The organism is Vibrio sp. V39_P1S14PM300 (assembly GCF_009904765.1).
Lineage (GTDB): Bacteria > Pseudomonadota > Gammaproteobacteria > Enterobacterales > Vibrionaceae > Vibrio > Vibrio proteolyticus.
In genome coordinates, this window is record NZ_WXWP01000349.1 from 1 (window position 1) to 23302 (window position 23302).

At 53.1% G+C, this 23302-nt stretch carries 18 protein-coding genes; 3 read left to right on the plus strand and 15 right to left on the minus strand.

Annotation, left to right across the window (positions count from 1 at the left end):
- Nucleotides 1-2 precede the first annotated feature (2 nt).
- Together arsB and CAG65_RS18220 are read right to left on the minus strand one after the other, a co-directional pair.
- On the minus strand, nt 3-1073 hold the full coding sequence (gene arsB / locus CAG65_RS18215; protein ID WP_161454544.1) for an ACR3 family arsenite efflux transporter: 1071 nt from the start codon (nt 1071-1073) through the stop codon (nt 3-5).
- A gap of 130 nt (nt 1074-1203) precedes the next feature.
- Complete coding sequence (locus tag CAG65_RS18220) at nt 1204-1545, minus strand: ArsR/SmtB family transcription factor (protein WP_021706370.1); 342 nt, start codon at nt 1543-1545, stop codon at nt 1204-1206.
- 183 nt (nt 1546-1728) lie between these two features.
- Between CAG65_RS18220 and CAG65_RS18225 the strand changes: the two genes are divergently transcribed.
- Nucleotides 1729-4596: an alkaline phosphatase family protein gene (locus CAG65_RS18225; protein ID WP_202599450.1), complete on the plus strand. Its 2868-nt coding sequence runs from the start codon at nt 1729-1731 to the stop codon at nt 4594-4596.
- Between the two features lie 30 nt (nt 4597-4626).
- Here the strand turns inward: CAG65_RS18225 and CAG65_RS18230 are convergent, their stop codons facing one another.
- The 8 genes from CAG65_RS18230 to CAG65_RS18265 form a co-directional block, all read right to left on the minus strand.
- Nucleotides 4627-5244, minus strand: coding sequence for an esterase/lipase family protein (locus tag CAG65_RS18230; RefSeq protein WP_161454546.1), 618 nt, complete (start codon nt 5242-5244; stop codon nt 4627-4629).
- A 108-nt stretch (nt 5245-5352) separates the two neighbouring features.
- Complete coding sequence (locus tag CAG65_RS18235) at nt 5353-7413, minus strand: VIT and vWA domain-containing protein (protein WP_161454547.1); 2061 nt, start codon at nt 7411-7413, stop codon at nt 5353-5355.
- A 127-nt stretch (nt 7414-7540) separates the two neighbouring features.
- Nucleotides 7541-8287, minus strand: coding sequence for a helix-turn-helix domain-containing protein (locus CAG65_RS18240; RefSeq protein ID WP_161454548.1), 747 nt, complete (start codon nt 8285-8287; stop codon nt 7541-7543).
- Nucleotides 8280-8924, minus strand: coding sequence for an HD domain-containing protein (locus tag CAG65_RS18245; RefSeq protein ID WP_161454549.1), 645 nt, complete (start codon nt 8922-8924; stop codon nt 8280-8282). The genes CAG65_RS18240 and CAG65_RS18245 overlap by 8 nt, the downstream gene beginning before the upstream one ends.
- A gap of 17 nt (nt 8925-8941) precedes the next feature.
- Nucleotides 8942-9736 (minus strand): PhzF family phenazine biosynthesis protein, encoded by a 795-nt coding sequence (locus tag CAG65_RS18250; protein WP_161454550.1) that lies wholly within the window; start codon nt 9734-9736, stop codon nt 8942-8944.
- Nucleotides 9737-9847: 111 nt separating this feature from the next.
- Nucleotides 9848-12688 carry an FAD-binding and (Fe-S)-binding domain-containing protein gene (locus CAG65_RS18255; protein WP_161454551.1) on the minus strand — a complete coding sequence of 947 codons (2841 nt, stop codon included), beginning with the start codon at nt 12686-12688 and terminating at the stop codon, nt 9848-9850.
- 94 nt (nt 12689-12782) lie between these two features.
- Nucleotides 12783-13922 (minus strand): FMN-dependent L-lactate dehydrogenase LldD, encoded by a 1140-nt coding sequence (lldD, locus tag CAG65_RS18260; protein ID WP_021706362.1) that lies wholly within the window; start codon nt 13920-13922, stop codon nt 12783-12785.
- A gap of 167 nt (nt 13923-14089) precedes the next feature.
- Nucleotides 14090-15781 carry an L-lactate permease gene (locus CAG65_RS18265; RefSeq protein WP_161454552.1) on the minus strand — a complete coding sequence of 564 codons (1692 nt, stop codon included), beginning with the start codon at nt 15779-15781 and terminating at the stop codon, nt 14090-14092.
- A 165-nt stretch (nt 15782-15946) separates the two neighbouring features.
- Between CAG65_RS18265 and CAG65_RS18270 the strand changes: the two genes are divergently transcribed.
- Nucleotides 15947-16846 (plus strand): LysR family transcriptional regulator, encoded by a 900-nt coding sequence (locus CAG65_RS18270; protein WP_161454553.1) that lies wholly within the window; start codon nt 15947-15949, stop codon nt 16844-16846.
- 57 nt (nt 16847-16903) lie between these two features.
- On the opposite strand, the gene CAG65_RS18275 is transcribed toward CAG65_RS18270, so the two are convergent.
- From CAG65_RS18275 to CAG65_RS18295, 5 genes are all read right to left on the minus strand, one after another.
- Entirely contained in the window at nt 16904-18790 is a 1887-nt protein-coding gene (locus CAG65_RS18275; RefSeq protein ID WP_161454554.1) for a methyl-accepting chemotaxis protein, read from the minus strand.
- Nucleotides 18791-19021: 231 nt separating this feature from the next.
- Nucleotides 19022-19483 (minus strand): VOC family protein, encoded by a 462-nt coding sequence (locus CAG65_RS18280; RefSeq protein WP_161454555.1) that lies wholly within the window; start codon nt 19481-19483, stop codon nt 19022-19024.
- Nucleotides 19484-19494: 11 nt separating this feature from the next.
- Entirely contained in the window at nt 19495-20124 is a 630-nt protein-coding gene (gene grxB, locus CAG65_RS18285; protein ID WP_021706357.1) for a glutaredoxin 2, read from the minus strand.
- A gap of 67 nt (nt 20125-20191) precedes the next feature.
- The gene (locus tag CAG65_RS18290; protein WP_161454556.1) at nt 20192-21379 is read right to left on the minus strand and encodes an MFS transporter; all 1188 of its coding nucleotides are present in this window, start codon (nt 21377-21379) and stop codon (nt 20192-20194) included.
- A gap of 76 nt (nt 21380-21455) precedes the next feature.
- Nucleotides 21456-22124: an SDR family oxidoreductase gene (locus CAG65_RS18295; protein ID WP_161454557.1), complete on the minus strand. Its 669-nt coding sequence runs from the start codon at nt 22122-22124 to the stop codon at nt 21456-21458.
- Between the two features lie 117 nt (nt 22125-22241).
- Between CAG65_RS18295 and CAG65_RS18300 the strand changes: the two genes are divergently transcribed.
- On the plus strand, nt 22242-23162 hold the full coding sequence (locus tag CAG65_RS18300; protein WP_161454558.1) for a LysR family transcriptional regulator: 921 nt from the start codon (nt 22242-22244) through the stop codon (nt 23160-23162).
- Nucleotides 23163-23302 lie beyond the last annotated feature (140 nt).

Sequence of the window (23302 nt, forward strand, 5' to 3'; positions counted from 1 at the left end):
ATTCAAACGTCAGCGGTGCGTAAACGGTATTTCCGTTTCATTCTCAGCGCCACATTCACCAGCGCAATCAGCACTGGCACTTCAATCAGCGGGCCGATCACGCCGGCAAACGCTTGATCGGAGTTGATACCAAATACAGCGATCGCCACTGCAATCGCGAGTTCGAAATTATTCCCGGTAGCGGTATAGGCGATTGAGGCGTTTTTGTCGTAAGGAATCCCCATGCGTTTACCGATGAAGAAGCTGACAAAGAACATCAATACAAAGTAAATGGCCAGCGGAATCGCGACGCGAACAACGTCCATCGGCAGTTGCATGATCATCTCACCTTTGAGGCTGAACATCAGCACGATGGTCGCCAGCAGTGCTAGCAGGGTGATCGGCGAAATACGCGGAATAAACACGTCGTTGTACCACTGTTCGCCTTTGGCGCCCACCAGATAGTTACGGCTGATAAATCCGGCGGCAAATGGGATGCCAAGATAAATCAGGACGCTTTCGGCAATATCTCCCATTGAGATGTCGACGGCAAACCCCTGATAACCGAACACCGGTGGCAAGACAGTAATAAACAACCAGGCCATAAAGCTGTAGGTGATAATCTGGAATGCACTATTGAGGGCCACCAGCGCCGCGCCATACTCTTTATTGCCCCCCCCAATGTCGTTCCACACCAGTACCATGGCGATGCAGCGTGCCAGGCCAATCAGAATCACCCCCACCATATAACCCGGATAATCGGCGAGGAACGTCAGTGCGAGCACAAACATCAGGATCGGACCGACCAGCCAGTTCATGATCAATGACAGGGTGATGGCGCGTTTATCCTGAGCGACTTTACCCAGCAGGCTATAGTTCACTTTCGCGAGCGGAGGATACATCATCAGGATCAGGCCGATGGCGAGCGGAATATTGGTGCTGCCGACCGACATGGATTCATTCCACTCAGCCACTTCCGGGAACCAGACTCCGATGGTGACGCCAATGCCCATGGCAACGAAGATCCATACGGTGAGATAACGGTCGAGAAAACTCATTTTTTGTGTCGAGCTCGGCGTGCATTCAGTGCTCATAGCGTGTCTCTGTTCGTTTATCGTCGAAAGACGATGTTTGGTGGTTAAATGTTTCGTTTCTTATTAACGGGTTATCGTACTATTTGGCTTCGTGCGCGGTCGTATTTAACCTGTGGCGATGCGAAGCGCCTCAGGACAACATGGCCTCAAGCAAATTCAGGTGGCCATTCAGCGCCTGGCGTTCGATCCGGTAACACATTTTCGGCGGATTCGGCTCGGCACTGATAAAACCAGCCTGTTTCAGAATGCGCAAATGTTCAGATACAGTCGATTGCGCCAGTCCGAGCTGGCTGACCAGATCACTGTTGAGGCAACCGCCGAGATTATCCAGCGTCAGCAATAGCTTGAGGATGCGAATCCTGGCCGGATGCGCCAGTGCTTTGGCCTGAGCCGCCAATTGTTGCTCTTGTTCCAGTTGTCGCGCAGAGGCCTCAAACGCGCTTGGATCCGTGATGTTACATTGCGTCGCCATAGGTACTTATAGTTAATCGTCGAATGACGATTAATATAGTTCGGTTTGTACTGGCGATCAATGCTCAAACGACCAGTCCGGGAGATTTTCGGATCGGATGACCGGTTTGTTTCGTCGGGAGTTGCATATCCGGGCATAATTGAGGGACTATTAGGTCATTCAGATTTCATGGAAAAGTGCAGGATGGCAACGTCAAACTGGAACAAATGGCTGCTGGGGCTTTCAATGCTGCCGCTTAGTGGTCAGGCTGATATCGGTAATACCCCGGTGATCGGTGGGCTGTTTAACTCAACTCAAGTGCTGAAAAATCAGGTCGTATCCTCACTGAGTTACTCGACCCGCTTCGCTCGCGACACGACGCTGTTTACCATTGGGGGCATGACATTGGATGCCTTTGTTTTAACGTTGCCACTCGACGGCGATACCAAAAAACGTGTTATCAGTCAGATTTCCAATCCGCAATACGCAATCCCACTGGGGTATTTTCTCTATCAGTATTATGACCGTTACACCGGCATCAGCAGTGAAGATACCTTCAAACGTTATTTGCGCAATGTCTATGACGACCAAGCGCTGACGGGCTTTCAACACAGCTTGTTTCAACTCAGCGAAGAGGTCAAATCTGAGCAGAACAAGCATAAAAAGGATCAGGGCCATCAGCAGGGGATCAAAATTGACGATGATTTCTATGCGGCGATGGTCACCATCTACGATGCGCTGGTGGAAATTGGGGAGTGGCAGGATATGGAGCGTCTCCCCGAACAGTATCAGTACCTGTCAGACACCCCTCATGATCGCGAGTTAATAGCTAAGATCCAGCCTATTGTGGTTGGCCTGATGAGTCAGGCTGCTTCCGGCATGGAAGTGGGCGACATGAAACACGCGTTGCTGGCGGTGATCGAAGACGGCAGACCGGAAAACGCCGACAAAGAGAACAACAAAGCGCAGGCGCTGACCATTACCCTGATTGATTTTGTGCGCCTCAATGTGCTCAAAGCCTACCGCCAGTTCGTGTATCAGGATGAACGCCAGGTCGCGCTCAATAACTGGATGCAGGCTGCGTTCGATGATGAGCCGCAACAACTGATTGATTTCCTTGAGTCACAGCAACGGCGCCGCTTTGCTGTTCAGGTCACCGTCGATGGCTTGCAGCAAGGGCTCGTTGAAGGCTTGGTGGATCCGAATAAACCGTTTATCCAGCACGTTTATCGTCAGTATCAGGCTCGGCAAGGCATGGAACCAAACATCCGCGCGATAGAGCCAGAACATCAGCAGGATATGCGTTTTGCGGAGGTGTTGTCGGAGCAGGTGTACCGCGATCCACACTATCTGCCCTTTTTTAAACGCCTGTACGCCGATCATCGTGATTCGATTGCGCGGGTCGGGATCTCATCGACGCCGACCATCAGTGTGCGCAATCTGCCGATCATAAAAACCGGTGCGAAGGTGTCTGGTGAGCACGGCACCGGTATCCCTAATTTCCATTTTGTTGACCGTCATGAAGATCGTGCTTACTACTTCTTCGGCAATGATGCGCTGCAACTCGACCGCATCATGCAGAAAAATCAGGTTCAGACGATGTTTGATCGACTCAATTACCTGAAAACACTGAACTGTAACGCGCAATACGACTGGAATGCGCACACCAGTTACGATGGCCTGGTGAACCTCGGTGTGGGGGAAGGTCTGCGGGATTTCGGTGAAAAGCGCTGTGTTCGGGAGCTTGAAAAACGGGCGGAAGTGGAGACGCAGTTGCGCCAACGCCGGGCCGCCCTGATCCGTAATATCCGTGATTACCAGAACATCTCCTACTGGACCTTCTACACCAAGTTCACCCGCAAGTGGAAGATTGAGCAGGATATCGAGCAGTACACACAACTGGATGGGCAGGGAATGCCGGATTACACCCTGATCTACAACCCCTGGCCGGATCATTTTGCCCACTTTGTTGGCCCGTTCAGTGATGAGATCATCATGCCGACCGGCGAGTTGAATCGTCTGGATTACTGGATTCGTCGGGTTGAAGAAACGTACAAGGATGCCGGAATTTATGGTCAGACTTTGTGGGGCATGGCCGGTGACCACGGTCTGGCGCCTGTCTATTATGCGTTGAACCCGGAAAACGTGGTGTTCCACGAACTGGAGCAGGAACTTGGTTATCCGCTGGTGGTGCGGAAAATTTCTTCTGACGAAGGCGAGGGCCCGAAAATCACCAACGCGCTCAATTATCCGAGCAACCAAGGGATTGATGTGGTGGTGGCGTCTACCGCCGGTGGCAACTTCATGCTCGATTTCTTCAACTCCGCATCGGGTTGGCAGGTACAACCTGTCTATTCTGAACTGACCACCTGGACGCCGAAACACAGCCAGGGGCAGCCTATCGATATTATGGCAGAAACGCTGGCGCGCCTCGGGGATACGCTCGATTACATGGCGGTGCGAGAAACGGCATGTGAGCCAGCGCGCTGCGAGACACGGCTGATCGGTCAGAGGGGTGGGAAGCGTCTGGATGAATGGGTGATTCGCGATGGCGATCGCTTGTTCTATCGCGCTGAGAATGGCAAGCCTCGTTTGTTGGGTATTGAGACGCTCAATCCGTATCTGACGCTGCCGGATGAGCGGGAGCTGGCGCAACGTAACTCGCTGCTGAAAAAATGTCTGTCTGCCGACCTGAATCACGTCAGCAGTTGGTGTCGTGCCGATGAGTGGCGAGAGCTGACGCGCTTTAGTAACCGTCCGGATTCGGTTGAACAGATTGCGGCTTTGTACGAAGAGGACCGGGCCGGAACGGTGAACCTGTTTCCACGCGAAGGTGTCGGCTACAACACCAAAGTGCCGGGGCGTCATGCGGGTGAAAGCTATCTGGAAAAAGACGCCTTTATCGGTTTCTGGGGCGCACCGATTGGTCAGCAGGTGACACCGATGACCAGCGAGGAGAACGGCTCTCTGGCCCCAACCATCTATGAGTATCTGACGGGAGAAACCGTGCAAGCGGGAGAAAATGGCTGGGGTTACCCGTCCTTACTGAATAAGTTGGATATTCAGCGTTAAGACAAGAAGCCAGGTGAACGCCTGGCTTTTTTAATGGTGTTGAAACCGGTTGTGACGAATGAACGCATCAATCTGATCGGTAACGTAATTGCTGTAAATCATGCTGGTGTGACTGTGTCGGGTGACCGCATGATCGGTCATACCCTCGATTTTGGTCTCCTCGACGGTGACGGTGCCGTCAGAGAGTAACGCGGTTCCCAGCAGAATCGGCCGGAAGCCAAACGGTAAGGTTCCGGCGATACTGCCGAGCTTTTGTGCAAACCGCCAATGATCGTCGTGCTTTTCCAGACCATAGAGTGTTGAATTGCCCAGCATGGCGCCGAGGCCGAGGTTCTGAATTTTCCCGACGATGGACGCGCCTCTGAGCGGTGAACCCAACGCCACCACATGGGAGATCAGCGACGTGGACGGTTGCCGTGAAGCCAGATAGTGTTTGATCATGAGTCCGCCGAGACTGTGCCCAACCAGTACGTTGGTTTGCGTGCGATCCAGCGCCATATCAATCGCTTTGAATACCTGATCGTCGTTAATGGCCACTGTATTGTAGCTGATCACCTGGGTTTGATAGCCCATCTTCTGCAATTTCTGGCTGAGCGGCTGCATGATAAAGCCATGCATGTATAAGCCGTGCAGAATGATGATTTTCATTGCGTTATGCTCCTTTGTCTGGCATCGGGATTACTCTAACCTGTTTAAATCTAAAAGAGAATATGGCCCTGACGTTTCTCAGGGCCATTTGTTTATCAGCGCTTAGCGTTAATGATAAACGCGGCGCCAGCGCCGATAACCACCGACGATAACGAGGAGCAGCACCATCCAACTACTCAGGCTTCCCCCTCGGCCTCCAGAGTGGCTTGGTGCCGGTTGAGAGAACATAGGGTCGTGTTGATCGGCTCTGTTAGGACGGGCCGGCTGGTGCGCACGCTGGGTACGAGCCTGTTGCTCTTTTTCTACTCTCACCTGATTGCTGCGGCTGATGTTCAGTTGCTTGAACACGTCTTCTTCGACTACCAGCAATGAGGTGTAGTCGGTCAGCAGCCCATAGTCGAGCGCGATGGTTTCAATCGCCTGCTCCCAGTCGGCATCGGCGGTTTCGAGATAGTCCATCTTGTGTTCAAGATCGCGGATCTTGGCAAACGCCCATAAGCGTTCCAGTTCGGGATTGTGTGTGGCACTGTCCGGCAGGTTTAGTGTGGTGCGGTACTTTCGCTCAATGCCACCGACCTTCGCGGTCAAGGTAATGGTGGTGTTACCCGGTTTAAAATAATGGCCGAACACACTCAGTTGCTCGCCACGGTAGAGGCTGCGGATCTGAGCGGGCGTCAAATCAGTGATTCGGCGTCCGTCAATATCCAACTGCACATCCCGGTAGGCCTGATGGGTTAGTTTACTGGTGGCATTGATGATGTGACCAAGAATGTCATCGGCGTTCGACACACTGAGTGCAAATCCGTCGGACACTTGCGTCATGGGCTCCAACAGCGGACGGTTGGCGCTATTACCCATGATGAAGGTATACAGACGAATGTCGTGTTTTTGCATCAGCTTGAGGAAGGCTTTCTTTTCCGTCACACCGACATTTGCCACACCATCGGTCACCAACACCATCCCGGTGGTGCGATCGCGGTCTAATGATTGTGTCGCCTTCTCCAGACCATCGTACAAATTGGTACCACCGCCGGTCTGGGCCTCGATCACCGAGGTCATTGCGCGGTCAATGTTGTCGGATGTGGCCGCTAACCAGTTTGGTGTCAGCGCGTAGGCCCGGTTGTCGAACAGGACGATACGAAAGCGATCATCACCGGTAAGTGTGCCAAGTGCCCGGCGAACCCCTTCCGCCAACGTGGCGTATTTGCCCGCCATCGAACCGGATTTATCCAATACGAAGATCCAGTCACGGCCCTGAACAATCGGTCCAAGATCATCGCCGGGGGTAAACGTCAGTTTGATGGTGCCTTTTTCACTTTGTGTTGGATCGCGATACGCGATCATATCAAGACGTCCGGGCAGGCCTTCCTGCAAGCGCCAGTAAGCGACGATATCCTGATCGAGACGAAACGCCGGATCAGGTGAGGTGCTTTCTGATGTTGCAATTTGATTAGCGAGGGTGGCAGACCAGACAGTTTGCTCGCCTTCCGGCGTTGAAGCAATGGATGCCTGAGGATGCTCGGGCAGACGCAGACCATCGACCGGATAAGCGGATTTAACCGTCAGTTGGAAGGAAAAGTCCTGCTCAACCTCATCGTTACGGGTCCAGAACGCTTCCGCAATCTCATCCACACCCCCTTCTTCCATCGGGTACACATAGCGACCTACGCCATGGTCGAGCAGAGCGTCTTGCAGGTAAACCAGACGAATTTTAACCGTCTGTTTGGGTAACACAGGGAACACTTTTATTTCAAATGTTTTGAACTCGTTCTTTGTGGTCAACGCTGTCGAGCGGCCTTGCTCTTTTTGGGTTTGATAGATCTGTTCCGCGTCGTCTTTGGCGACCGCTTCGGCGACCACCGGCTGACCGTTAACCCAGTAAATGAATTCTCCGACAACCGCCTGCTCCGGTACCGGGAACGAGTACCGGGCTTCCATTTGCGTATCGTTCGGGTTGTAAAACACCTGTTCCACTTGGGTGGTTGCGTAGCCGTCTTCAATCACGACATTGACATGATGGGTCTGGATTTTCAGATCCTGATATTGACTGTTGACTGGCTTAAGCAAGCCGCTGGCAAGCGCGATCGGACTCAACAGGCCAGCCAAGAGCGTAAGACAGACCAAGCAGAATACGCGTGATAATGCGGTAAATGGTTGAACAACAGACATAGTGTGCCTCCTTTGCATCATGTGGCGTCGCGCCACAATCCTGATGTGGGGCAGCATGCATGTATGCGGCGACTTAGGAGAGCAAAAAGGCTCAGGTAACGGATAGTGTCACCTGAGGTTACGCCATTTACGACTTGGGCGTGCGCAGCAGATCGTCGAACAAAGGAAAGGTCCAGCGCCGCAGGCCAATCACCATGGATGTACCATGACGGTCATTGAGATCGAGTACTTCATCGGCTTTACAGCCGGCATAGAACTCATCCACCAACTTCTGAATCTTGTGTTGCAGCTTGTGGTTGCTTGGCAGTGACATCAAACCACTGCTCATCACCAGTTTTTCGTCATCGGCGGAGAAATAACTGTGGAAGAATTCGTTTTGTACCTGCTGCTGGAAGAAACACTGAATCGGTCCGCCCGGAACCCAACGGAAATCCGGTGAAATTTTCATCTTGATTCGGTTAGCGGGTAGCAGTTCAATCACGCCGAGTTTGTCCAGCGCCACCAGTTGCTGGATCAATTCAGGCTCGGAGAACTGATACTGACTGCGGATTTCTTCAAAGCGATAACCATTCACCACGCACACCGCAACCAGCAGCAGACCTTTATTCGCAACCAGCTGTTTCTCTTGTTCAAAACTCAGGGCGTCGAGTCCTTTCTCTGCCTGACTGGCCAGTTTAAACAGTTCACCCATTTCCAATCCGATTAACTGGCAGATGGCCGAAAGACGCTCGAGACTGATTTGGCTGCCTTCGGCCAACAGGCGCTTCACCGACCCTTCACTGAGGCCAAGGGCCGCCGCGATATCCTGATATTGGATGCCGTGGCCTTTGAGTTGCTTTTTCAGTTCGCGGATCAGTCGCTGGGTTTCAGTCATGCGCGTTTGCTTCGTGTTGGAGCTGATCTAAGAATAGCTGCATAAATGCTTTGCGTTTACGTGCCTCTGCTTTGGCGGCTTCGGTATTCATGGTGTCAGCAATGGCGAACAGCTTGGTGAAGAAATGATCCAGCGTAAAGCGGTTATCATTCGGGGGGCGCGTGTGACACAAGGGGTCGTCTGCGTTATACAGCGGACGCTGCAGAGCGGTGCCGACCTGAATGGTGCGTGCCACGCCTATTGCGCCGAGTGAGTCCAGTCGGTCGGCGTCTTGCACAATTTTCGCTTCCAGCGTGTCGGGGGGAATCCCCGCGCTGAAACTGTGCGCGCAAATAGCATGATGCACCGCTGGCAATAGTGACGGCGGATAATCTATCTGTTCCAAAAACGCCACGGCTTTGTCCGCTGCAATGGCCGAACTTTGTTTACGCTCCGGGTGATCTTTCGGATAGGTAAAGCAATCATGCAGGTAGGCCGCGGCGATCACTACCTGCGGATTGGCCTGCTCTTCGTCGCACAGCTGTTTTGCAGTCGCGACCACACGTTTTACGTGGTTCAGGTCGTGCGCGGCATCGGTCTGCATTTCTCGCTCGATGAACTCAAGCATCAAAGGTTCAAGTTGGTTGATGGACGTCATCAGTAGTTGGTCTTCCTTTAAGAAACAAATAGTGAACCGTGTGCGTACAACACGCCATGCCCGGCGACGATGACACGATCACTACGAATGTGACAGTACAGTACTCCGCCACGTTGAGAGGCCTGATAGGCGACCAAATCTGGCTGGTCGAGTTGTTCCGCCCAAAACGGCGCCAGTCCGGCGTGAATGGAGCCGGTAACCGGATCCTCGACGCCACCGTTGGCGGGCCAGAAGTAGCGTGAGACGAAATCGTATTCACTGCCTGCCGCGGTCACCACCACGTCATAGGGAGCGAGCTGTTTGAGGGTTTCACTGTCACTGACTACATCCAGTACCGACTGTTCGTTGTCGTAAACGGCGAAATAGGCTTGTTCGCTGCGCAGCACCTGTTGCGGGGCAATGGACAAGCCATCGAGCAGAGACTGTGGGATGTTGTCGACCGGCACAGGCGCCCGATTGGGGAAACTCATCACAATTCGGGCGCTGCTGTCTTGCGTCATCTGCAGCTCGCCAACGTTCAGCGTCGAAAAGGTGATTTTGCCCTGCACGTCGAAATGTTGAAACAACACGTAGGCGGAGGCGAGCGTCGCGTGACCGCAAAAGTCGATCTCCTGCAGGGGAGAGAACCAGCGGATATGGTAGTGGTTGTTTCCTTGTGATTGGATGAACGCGGTTTCTGACAAGTTGTTTTCGGCGGCGATATGTTGCATCTGTTCATCGCTGAGCCAGTCGGTCAGCGGAACAACAGCCGCTGAATTGCCTTTGAAAGGTTCAGAAGTGAACGCATCGATAATGAAATATTCCAGTTCCATGGGGGTATCCTGTATCCGTGTAGCAGACCTCCAAGGTAACGATTTTTCTGCCAATTGAAAATGGGGCAGATGAAATAGTTGCGCCCCGGCCGGGGCGCAACGAAGGGACTATCAGGGGTGCGGACGGGAAACTTCATCCACCAGATACAAAATGGACTGGTAGGGGATGCCACTATGGTGCGACAGACCAATCTCGCAGGTACGGCTGTTGGAGAAGCCTCGGCTACAACCGGACGGTACCTGTTCTTTGAGCGGATGCACGGCCGCGGCATTCAACTCCGGCGTGTTAAAGCCTTTGTCGCCGGCCCAGCCACAGCATTGAATGTGCTCCGGCAGCACCACCTCGGTGGCGCACGCTTGCGCCAAATTGAGCATGTCTGCTTCCAGCCCCATGCGGCGGGCACTGCACGTCACATGCAGCATCACGGTTTCCTGCTTTGGCGTGATGTCGAGATGTGGCAGCAGGTATTTGCTGACAAACCCCGTCGGTTCCAACACTTCCATCGGTTTGGTGAACAGTTCAATACTGCGTTTGGCGCACGGACTGGTGTCCATCAGCACGGGATATTCTCCCTGTCGACACGCCTGCCACAAAGCGTCTTCCAGTTGTCTGGCTTTTGCGCTGGCGAGTTCGGTCATGCCCTTGCTGTCGTATGGCATGCCGCAGCACTGCTCATTGAGTTCTCGAGGAATCACGACCTGATAACCGGCTTTGTTCAACAGAGAAAGTGTCACCTCGGTCAGTGGACGCTGATCCTGCGCACTGCTTTGCTGACCCATGTTTCTAGTGGCACAAGAGGGCAGGTAGACCACTTTTCTCTCTGTGGCCGTTTGCGCTTCGATGGCTTGGCTGAGATCTTGGGTATTGGCTTGTGGCATCTCTGGCATCCACACCGGCGTGGCGCCTTTGGTCAGCTTGCGCAATCCGTTTGTGACCTTGCCGACACTGCTTTCACCCAGCACCTTAGTGGCCAGCTGATTGGTTTTCAGTCCGGCGCGAGTCAGTTTGGTTGTGGTTGCAAAATGCTCGGCTGTCCAACGCGCAATCGGAGTAAACTTCTGATATTTCGCGGTACGTAGCTGTTTCACCAGATCGCCGGTATTAATGCCTACCGGGCAACGTTCAGCGCACAACCCGGTGGCGGCACACGTATCCAAACCTTGATATTCAAACACCTCTTCCAACTCAGAGGCTTCGACCTGTTCTCCAGCGGCGCGACGACGTTGCAGTTCACGATACAGCACAATGCGTTGGCGTGGCGATAGGGTGAGTGTCCGGGATGGACAAACCGGCTCACAGAAGCCACATTCAATGCAGCGGTCAACCAGTGGATCTGCCGCTGGCATCGGTTTGAGGTTCTCAATGTGCGCATGTGGGTTGTTGTTGATGATCACGCCGGGGTTGAGCAAGCCTTCGGGATCAAACAGGGTTTTGATTTGTTGCATCAGAGCATAGCCGTCTTTGCCCCATTCCATCTCGATATAGGGCGCCATATTACGGCCAGTGCCGTGTTCGGCTTTCAGTGAGCCCTGGTATTTCACGGCCACCAGTTCGGCAACGTCATCCATAAAACCGCCGTAGCGGTCAATTTCTTCCTGTGAATCAAAACCCTGGGTGAAGACGAAGTGCAGGTTGCCTTCCAGGGCATGGCCGAAAATGATCGCTTCGCCGTAGTGGTATTTATCAAACAGCGCTTGCAGATCGCGCACGCCGTTGGCGAGGTTGTCGACCGGGAAAGCCACGTCTTCAATAATGACCGTGGTTCCAACTTCTCGTACGGCGCCAACGGCAGGGAACATGCCTTTGCGAATGCCCCACAGGGTCGCGACGGTTTTTGGCTCGGAGGTAAACGGAACGGATTCAATAATGGTGTAATCCGTCAGTGATTGCATGATGGTCTCGCACTGCGCCGCCAACTCCACTTGCGTGCTGGCGTGAGATTCGACCAGCAGCGCTGCGGCTTCGAGATCCAGTGTCTGAATAAATTCGGGCATGCCGGGTTTGTCCGCGACGGAGCGCATTGCCCGGCCGTCCATCAACTCGACCGCCGCCACTGGCGTGCGAGAGAGAGTGGTGACCGCGCGGCTGGCTTCTTCGATATCGGCAAACACCAACAGGGCAGAGGCTTTGTGGGCGTGTTCAACGACGGTGTTGTAGGTGATTTCGGCGATAAAGCCGAGCGTGCCCTCTGAGCCTATCATCAGGTGCTCCAGTACTTCGATTGGATCCTGATAATCCACCAGCGCATTCAGGGCGTAACCTGTGGTGTTTTTCAGCCGGTATTTATGGCGGATTCGTTCGGTCAGTTCTCGGTTTTGTGCCGTCTGTTGGCACAGCTGTTCAATGCCCTCCAGCAGTTCTGGCCGGGTCGCTTTAAACGCGGCGATGCTTTCTGAGCTGGCGGTATCGAGCAAGGTGCCGTCACCGAATACAATTTTGATGCTGTCGACGGTACGGTATGAGTTCTGTGCGGTGCCGCAACACATGCCGCTGGCGTTATTGGCGGCGATACCGCCGATTTTGCAGGTGTTGATGGACGCCGGATCCGGGCCGATTTTACGTTGATAAGGTGCTAGGTATTTGTTGGCATCGGCGCCAATGACCCCTGGCTGAAGAATGATTTTTTCACCGTTATCCACGATCTGATGCCCACGCCAGTCGTCAGTCAGAGTCATCAGCACCGAATCGGACACCGCTTGGCCCGACAAACTGGTGCCGGCTGCGCGGAAGGTAAACGGCACCGCCATCTCGCGACAACTTTGAATGGCGAAGATCACTTCATCAAGCGATTTCAGGCGCAGAACGATTTTCGGCACCAGACGGTAAAAACTCGCGTCGGTGCCGTAAGCCAGACGTTTGGCTTCCTGAGTGACAATGCGCTCCCGGTCGATATTCACAGCAAGGATATCTTCCAGTTGTTGATACGTGGCATTTGATATTGTATTTGCCATCTATTGCTTCCTTGTGGTGATTACTGGTTAAACGGGAAAGAGAAAGGTTTTCAGTAACAATGGTGCCACCGCCAGTGTGGCACCCTGAGCGAATTTAGCCCATGCTGACCAGCGACTCTCGGGTCAGTTCTGAGATGTTCTTCGCACCCGTGAGTGTCATGGCGACGCGCATTTCGTTGTCGTACAGATCGAGCAGGTTTTCGACCCCAGCCTGGCCTTGCGCAGCCAGCGCGTAAACAAAGGAGCGGCCCAGTAAGGTACAGTCTGCGCCGAGCGCCAGCATGCGAACCACATCCAGCCCGGTGCGAATACCAGAGTCGACCAGAATTTTCAGATCGCCTTTGACGGCATCCGCGATGTCCGGCAGCGCACGGGCGGTCGAAAGCACGCCGTCTAACTGACGGCCGCCGTGGTTGGATACCACAATACCATCCGCGCCGAATCGCACCGCGTCTTTCGCGTCTTCCACATCCAGAATCCCTTTGATGACCATAGGGCCATCCCAGAAATCCCGGATCCATTCCAGATCTTTCCAACTGATGGACGGGTCGAAGTTTTCTCCCAGCCAGCCGATGTAATCTTCCAGCTTAGTCGGTTCACCGCGATAGGCGGAGATGTTGCCGAGATCATGGGGTTTGCCCAGCAAGCCAACATCCAGAGCCCAGCTTGGATGACGCATCGCCTGGAAAACACGGCGCATCGCCGCGTTCGGCCCACTCATACCGGAATGCATGTCGCGGTAACGTGCTCCGGGGACCGGCATGTCGACGGTAAAGACCAAGGTGGTCACCCCGGCGGCTTTGGCGCGTTCGAGCGCATTTTTCATAAAGCCGCGATCTTTTAACACGTACAACTGAAACCACATCGGCCGCTCAATTGCAGGCACCACCTCTTCGATCGGGCACACTGACACGGTCGACATGGTAAATGGGATGCCTTTGTTGGCCGCGGCTTTGGCGGCCTGCACTTCGCCGCGGCGCGCATACATGCCGGTCAGGCCAACGGGCGCTAGTGCGATCGGCATCGACAACGACTCGCCGAACAGCTCGGTTTCCAGACTCAGATCCGACATGTTTTTGAGTACCCGCTGACGCAGCGCAATATCGGATAAATCTTCGGTATTGTGGCGTAAGGTATGCTCGGCGTAAGATCCGCCATCAATGTAGTGGAACAAAAACGGTGGCAGTTTGGCCTTGGCGGCTGCGCGGTAATCAGTAGAAGCGGAAATAATCATAGAAGTCGGTCCTGATATGAGAATGTTTTGTCCCCTTGAGAGGGCGTCTTTAAGCGAGTCGGGAATGGCGCAATGACCGGTTATGCGTTGCCTGAAGTAACAGCACGTACTTGTCGGTCTGGTCACCGCGCCACATTGGGAGCAGGTTTGAGCCTGCGTTAATCGGTTCAGTTCATCAGTGCGTCAGTGACGTGGAATCCGTAGATCACGACCAGACCAATCACGCCCGTTACCAAAAGATAGTAGAAAGTCGGGATGATGGTTTTGCGCAGCGTCGCACCTTCCCGGCCGAGCAGGCCGACTGTGGCGGAGGCAGCCACCACATTGTGGATGGCGATCATGTTACCGGCTGCGGCGCCCACCGCCTGCAGAGCAACCACCACGGCACTGGAAATGCTGAGTGTCTGTGCGACTTCAAACTGGAACTGGCTGAACATCATGTTAGAGACGGTATTGGAGCCCGCGATAAAGGCGCCCAGCGCACCGACGGTCGCACTCAGTGCCGGAAACGCGTCTCCCACCAGCCCGGCGGCGAAATTGGCCGTTGTGACGGGCATGCTTGCCAGATCCGCACCGTTCACACCTGAGTTGATAAAAATACGCACCATAGGAATGGTGAACACCAAAACAAAGCCGGCGCCAATCAGTGTTTTACTTGATTCGCCAAAAGCCTTGGTCAGCGGTGCGGCGCTGCGTGATTGCAAAAGTACGGCCAGCAACGCAACAAACACCAGAATGCCTCCTGGCAGGTACAGAGGTTGAATGGCATTGCTCACGCCAGTCTCGCCGAGAATATTGTCAAATGAGAGCGCCACACCGGTGAGTAATCCTTTGAACTCTGAGCTGACGCGGCTGGCGACCAGAATCACGGCCAGCAGGACATAAGGCAGCCAGGCCATTACCATGCTCATGGGCTTCTGAGTGCTGTCAGCCAGATCGACTTTGAGCGAGCCCAGCCACTCCGTTGGCCATCGCTCTTCTTTTTCAAAATCCCAGGTCGATTTGGGAACCAGAAAGCCGCGTTTAGCTGCCGAGACCACTACGGCGAGGCCGACCAGTCCGCCAATCAGTGAGGGAAACTCTGCACCGAGGAACACGCCGGTCAGGGCGTATGGAATAGTGAAAGCGAGACCCGAAAACAGCGCAAACGGCAGAATATCGAGCCCTTCGGTCCAGCTTTTGTTTTTGCCAAAGAAGCGAGTCAGCATCATGGCCATCAGGATCGGCATCAGTGTGCCCACTCCGGCGTGGATCAGGGCAACGTTCGAGGTAATTTGTTGCAGATACGCATCCCAGTTTGAGCCGTGAGCGAGCAGATTTTCACTGATATTGTGTGTATCCAGACCTTTGTTCACTCCAACGATGATCGGCGTGCCCACGGCGCCAAATGACACTGGCGTTGACTGGATCATCATGCCCATCAGCACAGCAGCCAGAGCAGGGAAACCGATGGCCACCAATAATGGCGCTGCGATTGCGGCTGGCGTGCCGAAGCCAGATGCGCCCTCAATGAAAGAACCAAAGCACCAGCAAATGATGATCGCCTGAACACGACGGTCGGGTGAAATATTGGTAAAGCCATTGCGAATGGTCGCGATGGCACCCGTGTGTTTAAGCGTGTTGAGCAAAAAAATCGCGCCGAACACAATCCACAATACGGAGACGGTAATGATCAGCCCCTGAAATACAGAAGCGAGCACGCGGTTGGCCGACATGTCCCAGAACAGCAGGGCAATCACGACAGTCAGGGTAAAGGCGACAGGCATAGCCTTCTTCGCCGGCCAGTTGAGGCCGACGAGTAAAATAGCAGCGACCACAATGGGTGAGAACGCCACTAAAGCTAACAATGTTTCGGTCATTGGTACTTCCTCGTACAAGTTCAATGTTCCCTATCAGGAATCGATGATTTGTTGTGGTTTTTATAATTGTGTTATTTGTGTTAATTCGGCGTGAATTTACCCCTTTCTTTTTTTGTGATATAGGGAAATAATGAAAATAATTAGTTCCAAAAATCACATAATAAGATGCGTGCAGATGATTTAATCCTGTTTTCTCAGGTCGTAGAGTTGGGCAGCTTTAGTAAGGTGGCTGAGCAAAATAACCTTACAAATTCAGTAGTTAGTAAAAGAATTGCGCGTCTGGAGGAAGAGGTAGGCGTGCAATTATTATATCGGACAACGCGTAAATTAACCCTGACCGAAGCGGGCAAGGCGCTCATCCACGGGGCGAAAAATGTGAAGCAAGCCACCCAGGAGGCTATGGACGCGGTTGCAGGGTTTGGCGAAAGTCTGAGCGGTCACATCAAAATGTCGGTGCCGAGCATTTCCGGCGATCTGATTCTGGCCGATGCGGTGGCGGAATTTTGTAACCAGCATCCGGGGCTGAGCGTCGATATGTCACTCGACAACCGCTTCGTGGATCTGGTGGAAGGTGGATACGATCTGGTGATCCGGACCGGTTATTTGGAAGACTCCAGCCTGATTGCCCGGCACATACTCGACTCCCAGTGGGTGGTGTGTGCCTCGCCATCCTACATTGCCCGGCACGGAAAACCGCTTAAGCCGCAGGATCTGACCAGACACAACTGTTTGCAGTATGCCTATCAAACCACGGGAGCCAGCGAATGGGAGTTCAAAGCAGACAAAGGCAACTACATTGTGCGGGTGGCGGGCGGTTTCTCGACTGACAACGCCACTGCTCTGCGCAAGGCGGCACTGGGTGGGCATGGCATTGCCTATGTGCCGCGTTGTCTGGTTTACCATGATTTTCGCAACGGGCAATTGGTGGATCTCTTCCCTGAGCTGGTGGGCAAAAAACTTGGTATTTATGCGGTTTATCCGTTTACCCGTCAGCCGCCGCAGAAAGTGAAGTTACTGATCGAACACATTCGCACTCGCTATCTGGCGATCTCTCATTATTTCTAAACGGGTATCACAGCTATACAAAAGCGGAGCCGAAGCTCCGCTGTTTTCTTTTTTAGATTAGCTGACTTTAAACGTCGCCACTTTGGCGTTAAGTTCGTCGGCCTGATTTTTCAATTGTGTGGATTGCTGCAGGGAGTCTTCTGCGCCGATCACCAGTTGATCAGTCACGTCTTTAATGGACGTCACGTTCTGGGTGATCTCACTGGTGACATGGGTTTGCTCTTCGGCGGCGGTGGCAATCTGTGTCGCCATATCGCTGATCAGCGCGACGGCGGTGTTGATTTCATCCAGTGCCTGCGTTGCACGATCCGCATCTTCGACCGAGCCCAGCGCCAGTGAAGAGCTGCTTTCCATCAGAGTAACGGCTTTTTGCGTGGTGTGTTGCAGGGTATCGATGGTGGACTTAATTTCCTCGGTGGAGGTGTGAGTTCGCTGGGACAACACACGCACTTCGTCAGCAACCACGGCAAAGCCACGGCCTTGTTCCCCGGCACGTGCCGCTTCAATTGCAGCGTTTAGCGCCAGCAGGTTGGTCTGTTCGGCGATCCCCTGGATGGTCGACAACACCGTCGAAATATCCTGAGCGTGTTGGTTAAGCTCGCGAATGACGTTGCTTGCCTCGTTCACTTCATTGGCCAGATTGTTGATCGAACCTTTGGTGTTGACCACCAGATCGTGACCGTTCTGGGTACTGTGTGAAGAGTCTTGCGCGGCTTTCGCGGTTTGCTCTGCGTGTGAAGCGATTTCCTGAGTGGCGGACGCCATTTCGGTGACCGCCGTGGCGACCATGGCAATTTCTTGTTGCTGGTGGTTGAGTTCGTTGACCGACTGGTTCGCGCGTGATGTGCTGATGTCAGACTGTTGATTCAGATCCTGCGCCTGGCTGCGGATGTGGCCAATAAGCTGCTGCAAGCTGGCCACGAACTTATTGAAGTTCTCCGCCAGTTCACCCACTTCGTCGTGGTTTTCAACGTCGATTCGGCGGGTTAGATCGCCGTTACCGTTGGCAATCTGAGACAATGCCTGAGAAACGTTGTAGAGCGGACGGAAGAGGATGTTACACAGCAAATTGAACAGCGCCACACAGATAACGACCACAAGACCGGTCGCGATCACTTGGCCCCAAACCGCATCGTACAGCGGTGCAATCAGCGAGTCATGGCTGATCACTGTCACCGTAGTCAGCTTGGTGCCCTCAATCGCGTCGGCGTAGATCACGTAATCGTCGCCGTTGAGCGTGACTTTGCGGTCATGCGCATCGCGGGCGATGCTTTGAATATCGGCGTAATTCAGGCCAAGTTGACTCACCGGCTGATTGAGCAGCTTGGTATCCGGGTGCGAGAAAATCTTGCCCTGATCGTTGGTAATGAACATATAGCCTTCGCCCGGAAGAATCACTTTGCTCATACTGTTCAAAATGTCGCTGATCTCAACGTCCGCACCGAGCACCACTTGCTCGCCGTGCAGACTGAGCGCTTTACCCAGCGAGACCACGTTAGCACCGGTTGCCGCAGCAACGGTTGGGTTGTCCATGAAGACTTTGCTTGGGTTAGCAACCGCATTGGTATACCAGCCCCACTGGCGTGGGTCATCGTTACCCGGTGGCAGGATTACGCCGTTGGCGTTGTCCTGAGAGCCATCCGGGTACGCCAGAAAGACATTGTCAAACGCCGCGGAATCACGTACTTGTTTCAGATGCGTAACAATGGCCCTTTTTTCGACATCCGGTGAAAGGGACGTCAGTGCGCGCTCTTTCGATAGCAGCCAGTCGCTCACGTATTGGTTGTATGACGCACTGGTACTTTCCAGACGTTGCTCGACTTCGACGTCCAGGCGCTGCAGTGAATCCCGAAAAGACAGACCTTCAACCAGCAATCCCCCGACAATAATGGCTGCACTGGCAGAGATGGCCAATTTGTTTTTCAAAGAGAGTTTCTTAAACATAGGAAACCTTATTCAATTGTTATATTAGTTGTGTTGCAATGGTCATTGCTCTGTCATTATATTTTCATGCTCGAAATAAATGCTGATTTATCTTTCGGATTTGCTCTCCATGTCAGATTTTCTGAGCGGTAGATATAAAAAAGAGCGCATAATACGCTCTTAGTGTAGGCGACCGTTTCAGGCTCAAACTGGAACGATCTAACATTTTTGGCTGCAAAATCCGTGATGCGTTTAGCGCAGCTTGAATGACGTCAGCGATTCGCCAACGATACGGTTGTCCGCTGAGTAAGGAAATATCACTTCGATGGTGATGCCATTCGGATCACGCACGAAGAGCTGATGTTCCTGCAGATCCGGAACGATGCGCTCCTGAAAACGCACGTGACTCAAGCGGCTTAAATGGCGTTGCATCTTATTCAGTTCGGTGCCGCGCAGCGCTATATGGTCAATGGCACCAGAGCCGTTCATGTTGGTGTGTTCCCCCAAATAGTGATTCAGTGCACCCACGGCCCGGTCATTCGGCTGGTAAACCAGGTGAAGAATCGGCTCTGCGCCTGCGTAAAGCCAGCGGCCAGGGAACCCAAAGTTGGGACGCTCCCCCACCTCCAGTCCAATCACACGTTGATAAAACTCCGTGGTCTCTTCCAGCAGCGCAGTACGAATCGTAAAGTGATGCATTCCCTGTATCTGCATGGCGAAGCTCCTTATCTTAAAAGCGGGACTCGGGTTTGGTTGCTGACCGCTTCCATCCAGCTTTGCACAATCGGATCCCACTCAATTTCAGCAGCGCTGAAAAAGCCACGCAGGATGGAGAAGACAATCGCTTCATCAACAACGGAAATGCGCTGAAATGCGTTGATTCGTAGCGTTTCTCCCGCTTGCTGGATAAGGGCTGCGGCGTCCTCGGCAATGGATGGCGTGTCTTGCAGCAGCGCGTCAAAGTTGAGGGTTTCGGTTTCTTTTTTTGCGCGCCACGCGGCTTGGGCTGAGCGGGTTCTGAACTCGGCTAAATTCATGTTTGCCCAGCGTGGATAGCCCACTTTCTGCAGGGGTAGAAATGCGTTGCGTTGCCAGTCCAGAACGGCTTGTGAAGGCTGGTGAGTTTCGTCACAACCTGCAAGGTGCAGAAGGTACTGAATAATGTCGAGGCTTTCTGCCAGCGCGTCTCCGTTGTCTTTAAGCAGCAGCGGTACTTGTTTGGTGCCAATGATCTCTGTCGTGGTCTGGTCATCATCGTAATCAATGGTGATCGTTTCCAACGGAGTCTTCAGCATTCCGGCAACGTAGCGGACGCGCGCGCTGAAAGGGCAATGTTCGTAAATGTAGAGTTTCATCTGGATTTCCTTTTTATCTATTTATCTTCGCAGCCAGACATCGGGGCCTGGCTACGGGATGTTGGGGTTAGCGACACAGGCGGTTAGCTGGTGTGGCAAATTGGTTTTCTCTGCGGTTGGCGCTGATGATGAACAACAAGCCAATGACGGGCACAATAAGGGCTGCGTACGGGATCATGTCGGCACCAATATGGCTGTCGAGTACCATGCCTCCGAGGAAACCACCAAATGCGTTGGCGAGATTAAACGCGGAGATGTTGGCTGTTGCGGCCAGTTCTTGTCCTTCACCGCCGTGATTCATAACCCGTAACTGCATCGCCGGTACGTTGGCAAATGAAGCCACACCGAAGATAAATGCCGCGGCAATGAACATCAGTTTGCTGTCAACCGTCAGGCCAACTAAAACCAGTGAGCCAATCATTGCCAGTGCCCAGAACAATGATGCCTTTTGTAAGTTTTTGTCTGACGAACGCCCACCTAAGGTGTTGCCGACAATTAAACCGATCCCGACGACCACCAGAATCCAGGTGACGGCGTTTTCGCCATACCCCGTCACATGTGTGGCAATTGGGGCAAGATAGCCGTACAAGCTCATAAAACCTGACCAGGCGAAAACGGTGATAGCTAAGCTGATCAGCAACATCGGATTTTTGAACGCGGCCAACTGGGCTCTGACGTCTTTGGCTCTGTCATGACCTTGAGAAGCAATCACTGTCGTAATGAATAGCAGGGCAATCAGGCCGAACGCCGAAACGGTCAGAAATGTCATATGCCAGCCGAACTGCAACCCAATCCAGGTTCCGCCGGGTACGCCTAATACATTGGCCAGAGTCAGTCCGGCAAACATTTGGCCGACCGCACGTCCGGCCATTTTCTCGGACACCAGACTGGTCGCGACCACCGCGCCGATGCCGTAAAACGGTCCCTGAACCAGGCCGGTTATCACACGGCTGATCATCAATACCGTGTAGTTCGGCGCGAACGCAGACATCAGGTTGCCGGCGATAAACAGCATCATTAATCCAGACAACACGGTTTTCTTGTTAAAACGCGCCAGGTAGATGGTGAGTAGAGGGCCTCCGAACACAATAGCCAGCGCGTAAGCACTGATCAGGTAGCCCGCCTGACCTTCGGTAATCGATAGGGAGTGGGCCACTTGGGGCAGAATACCGGCGATCACAAATTCTGCGGTCCCGATGGCGAAGGCGGCAAGCGTCAAAATCCACACCTGCAGCGGCATTGGTTTATTGTTCATGGCAAATTTCTCTATGTAGGTGAATCCTGACGTGCCAGCACGAAGTTGTGTCGGGCACCATAGTGACTTTTCTGGATCAGTTGAGTAGCGCGCCGCCTTCAACATCAATCACGGCGCCAGTCATATAAGCATTGTTAATCAACATGTGGTAAGCCATGGCAATATCACTGGCTTCCCCCACTTTGCCGACTGGCAGGTTGGTTTGAGTACGCAGATACATGGCGTTACGGTCTTGTTCACTCATGCCTTGATAAGCCTCTGTTCTGGTCAATCCCGGGCTGACCGCATTCACCCGGACAGGCGCCAGCTCTTTCGCCAGTACTTTAGTGACGGATTCCAGTGCGGCATTGATGGCGGTTTTAACGTAAGTGTTGGCCACCACTTTGCGTGACAGCATGCCGGAGGTCAGCGTGATGGTGCCGCCTTGTTTGATATAACGTGCGGCATGTTTGGCTGCGTTAATTGCGCCCCAGAACTTCGTATCAAACGCAGACTTTGCTTCAGCCAGTCCGACTTCAACCACGCTGCCTGTCGGGGCGTAAGAACCAGCAGTGATGATCAGGTGGTCAAACGCACCAATGTCTTCGAAGTAGTGATAGACCGACTGCTCGTCACTGATGTCCAGGCCGGTTTTGCGGCTGGCGACGTGCACCACGCTGTTTTTATTGTTTAGCTGGAGCGCAACTTCTGCTCCGATGCCGGATGTGCCGCCAATAACGACGTATACGGTTTTGTCTGTATTCATAGTGTCAGTCTCCAGAATTGAGTAGATGGAGTCAGTATATTGATTAGACATAATTTGATAATGGGTTAAAATTTGAATTAATTGTTCAGTTCAGACGAATAATAAATAGGAAGGTGCATGGATAAGTTCGCAGATATGACACTGTTTATCAGCATTGTGAAAAATCAGGGACTGGCAGCAGCGGGCCGGGAACTCGGCTTGTCGCCAGCTACAGTCACGGCCCGGCTGCAAGCGTTAGAAGATCGCTACGGGGTGAAACTTCTGAACCGCAGTACACGCCATATCTCGCTGACCGATTCCGGGGCGTTGTATCATCAGGCCTGTCTGGAAATCATCGACAGCGTGAAAGAAACGGAAAACCTATTGCAAACCGGTACGAAAGAGGTGCGTGGAACGTTGAAGATCTCGGCACCGAGGGACGTGGGTAAGCAATACATCTCACCCATGTTGTCTGAGTTTTCAGCGCAGTATCCAGAGGTGATACCTTATCTTTACCTGAATGACAATCTCTCAAATCTGGCGGAATCCGGACTGGATATTGTGATTCGTTACGGTGAACTCGCCGACAGTAACCTAATCTCGCGCAAGCTGGCTTCCAGCCGTCGGGTACTGTGCGCTTCGCCGGAGTATTTAGCCAAAAAAGGCACGCCGTTAACGCCACAAGATCTGGCTCAGCACGATTGCCTGGCCATGGTTCGCAGTAACGAAGAGCTGAAAACTTGGCACTTTCAGGACAGCGAACAACATAAAGCCATCACTGTGGTGCCGAAACGCTTTTCGGATGATGGTGAAGTGATTCGACAATGGGCGTTGGATGGTGCAGGCATCGCGCTTAAATCCGTCCTTGATGTTCAGGCGGATATTCAACAGCAACGCTTAGTCACCGTACTGAACGGGTATATGAAAAACTTCAGCGCACTGACCTCTGGCGCTGATGCCGACTTAAACGTGATTTACCTCAGTCGCCAACACCAGCCCAAGCGCATCCGTTTGTTTCTCGACTTTCTGATTGAACGATTTAAGGTGCAGTTTTCGTAATTGGGTTGTGAGAGGAGCAGTGCTTTGGGAGGGGGCTATATATTAACACAGTATCACGGGCACTTAATGTAGGATGTTATTTGTAACAAGTAATTTGACATATTCATAATATGATTAAGTTGCTTTTAGGTTATTTATTC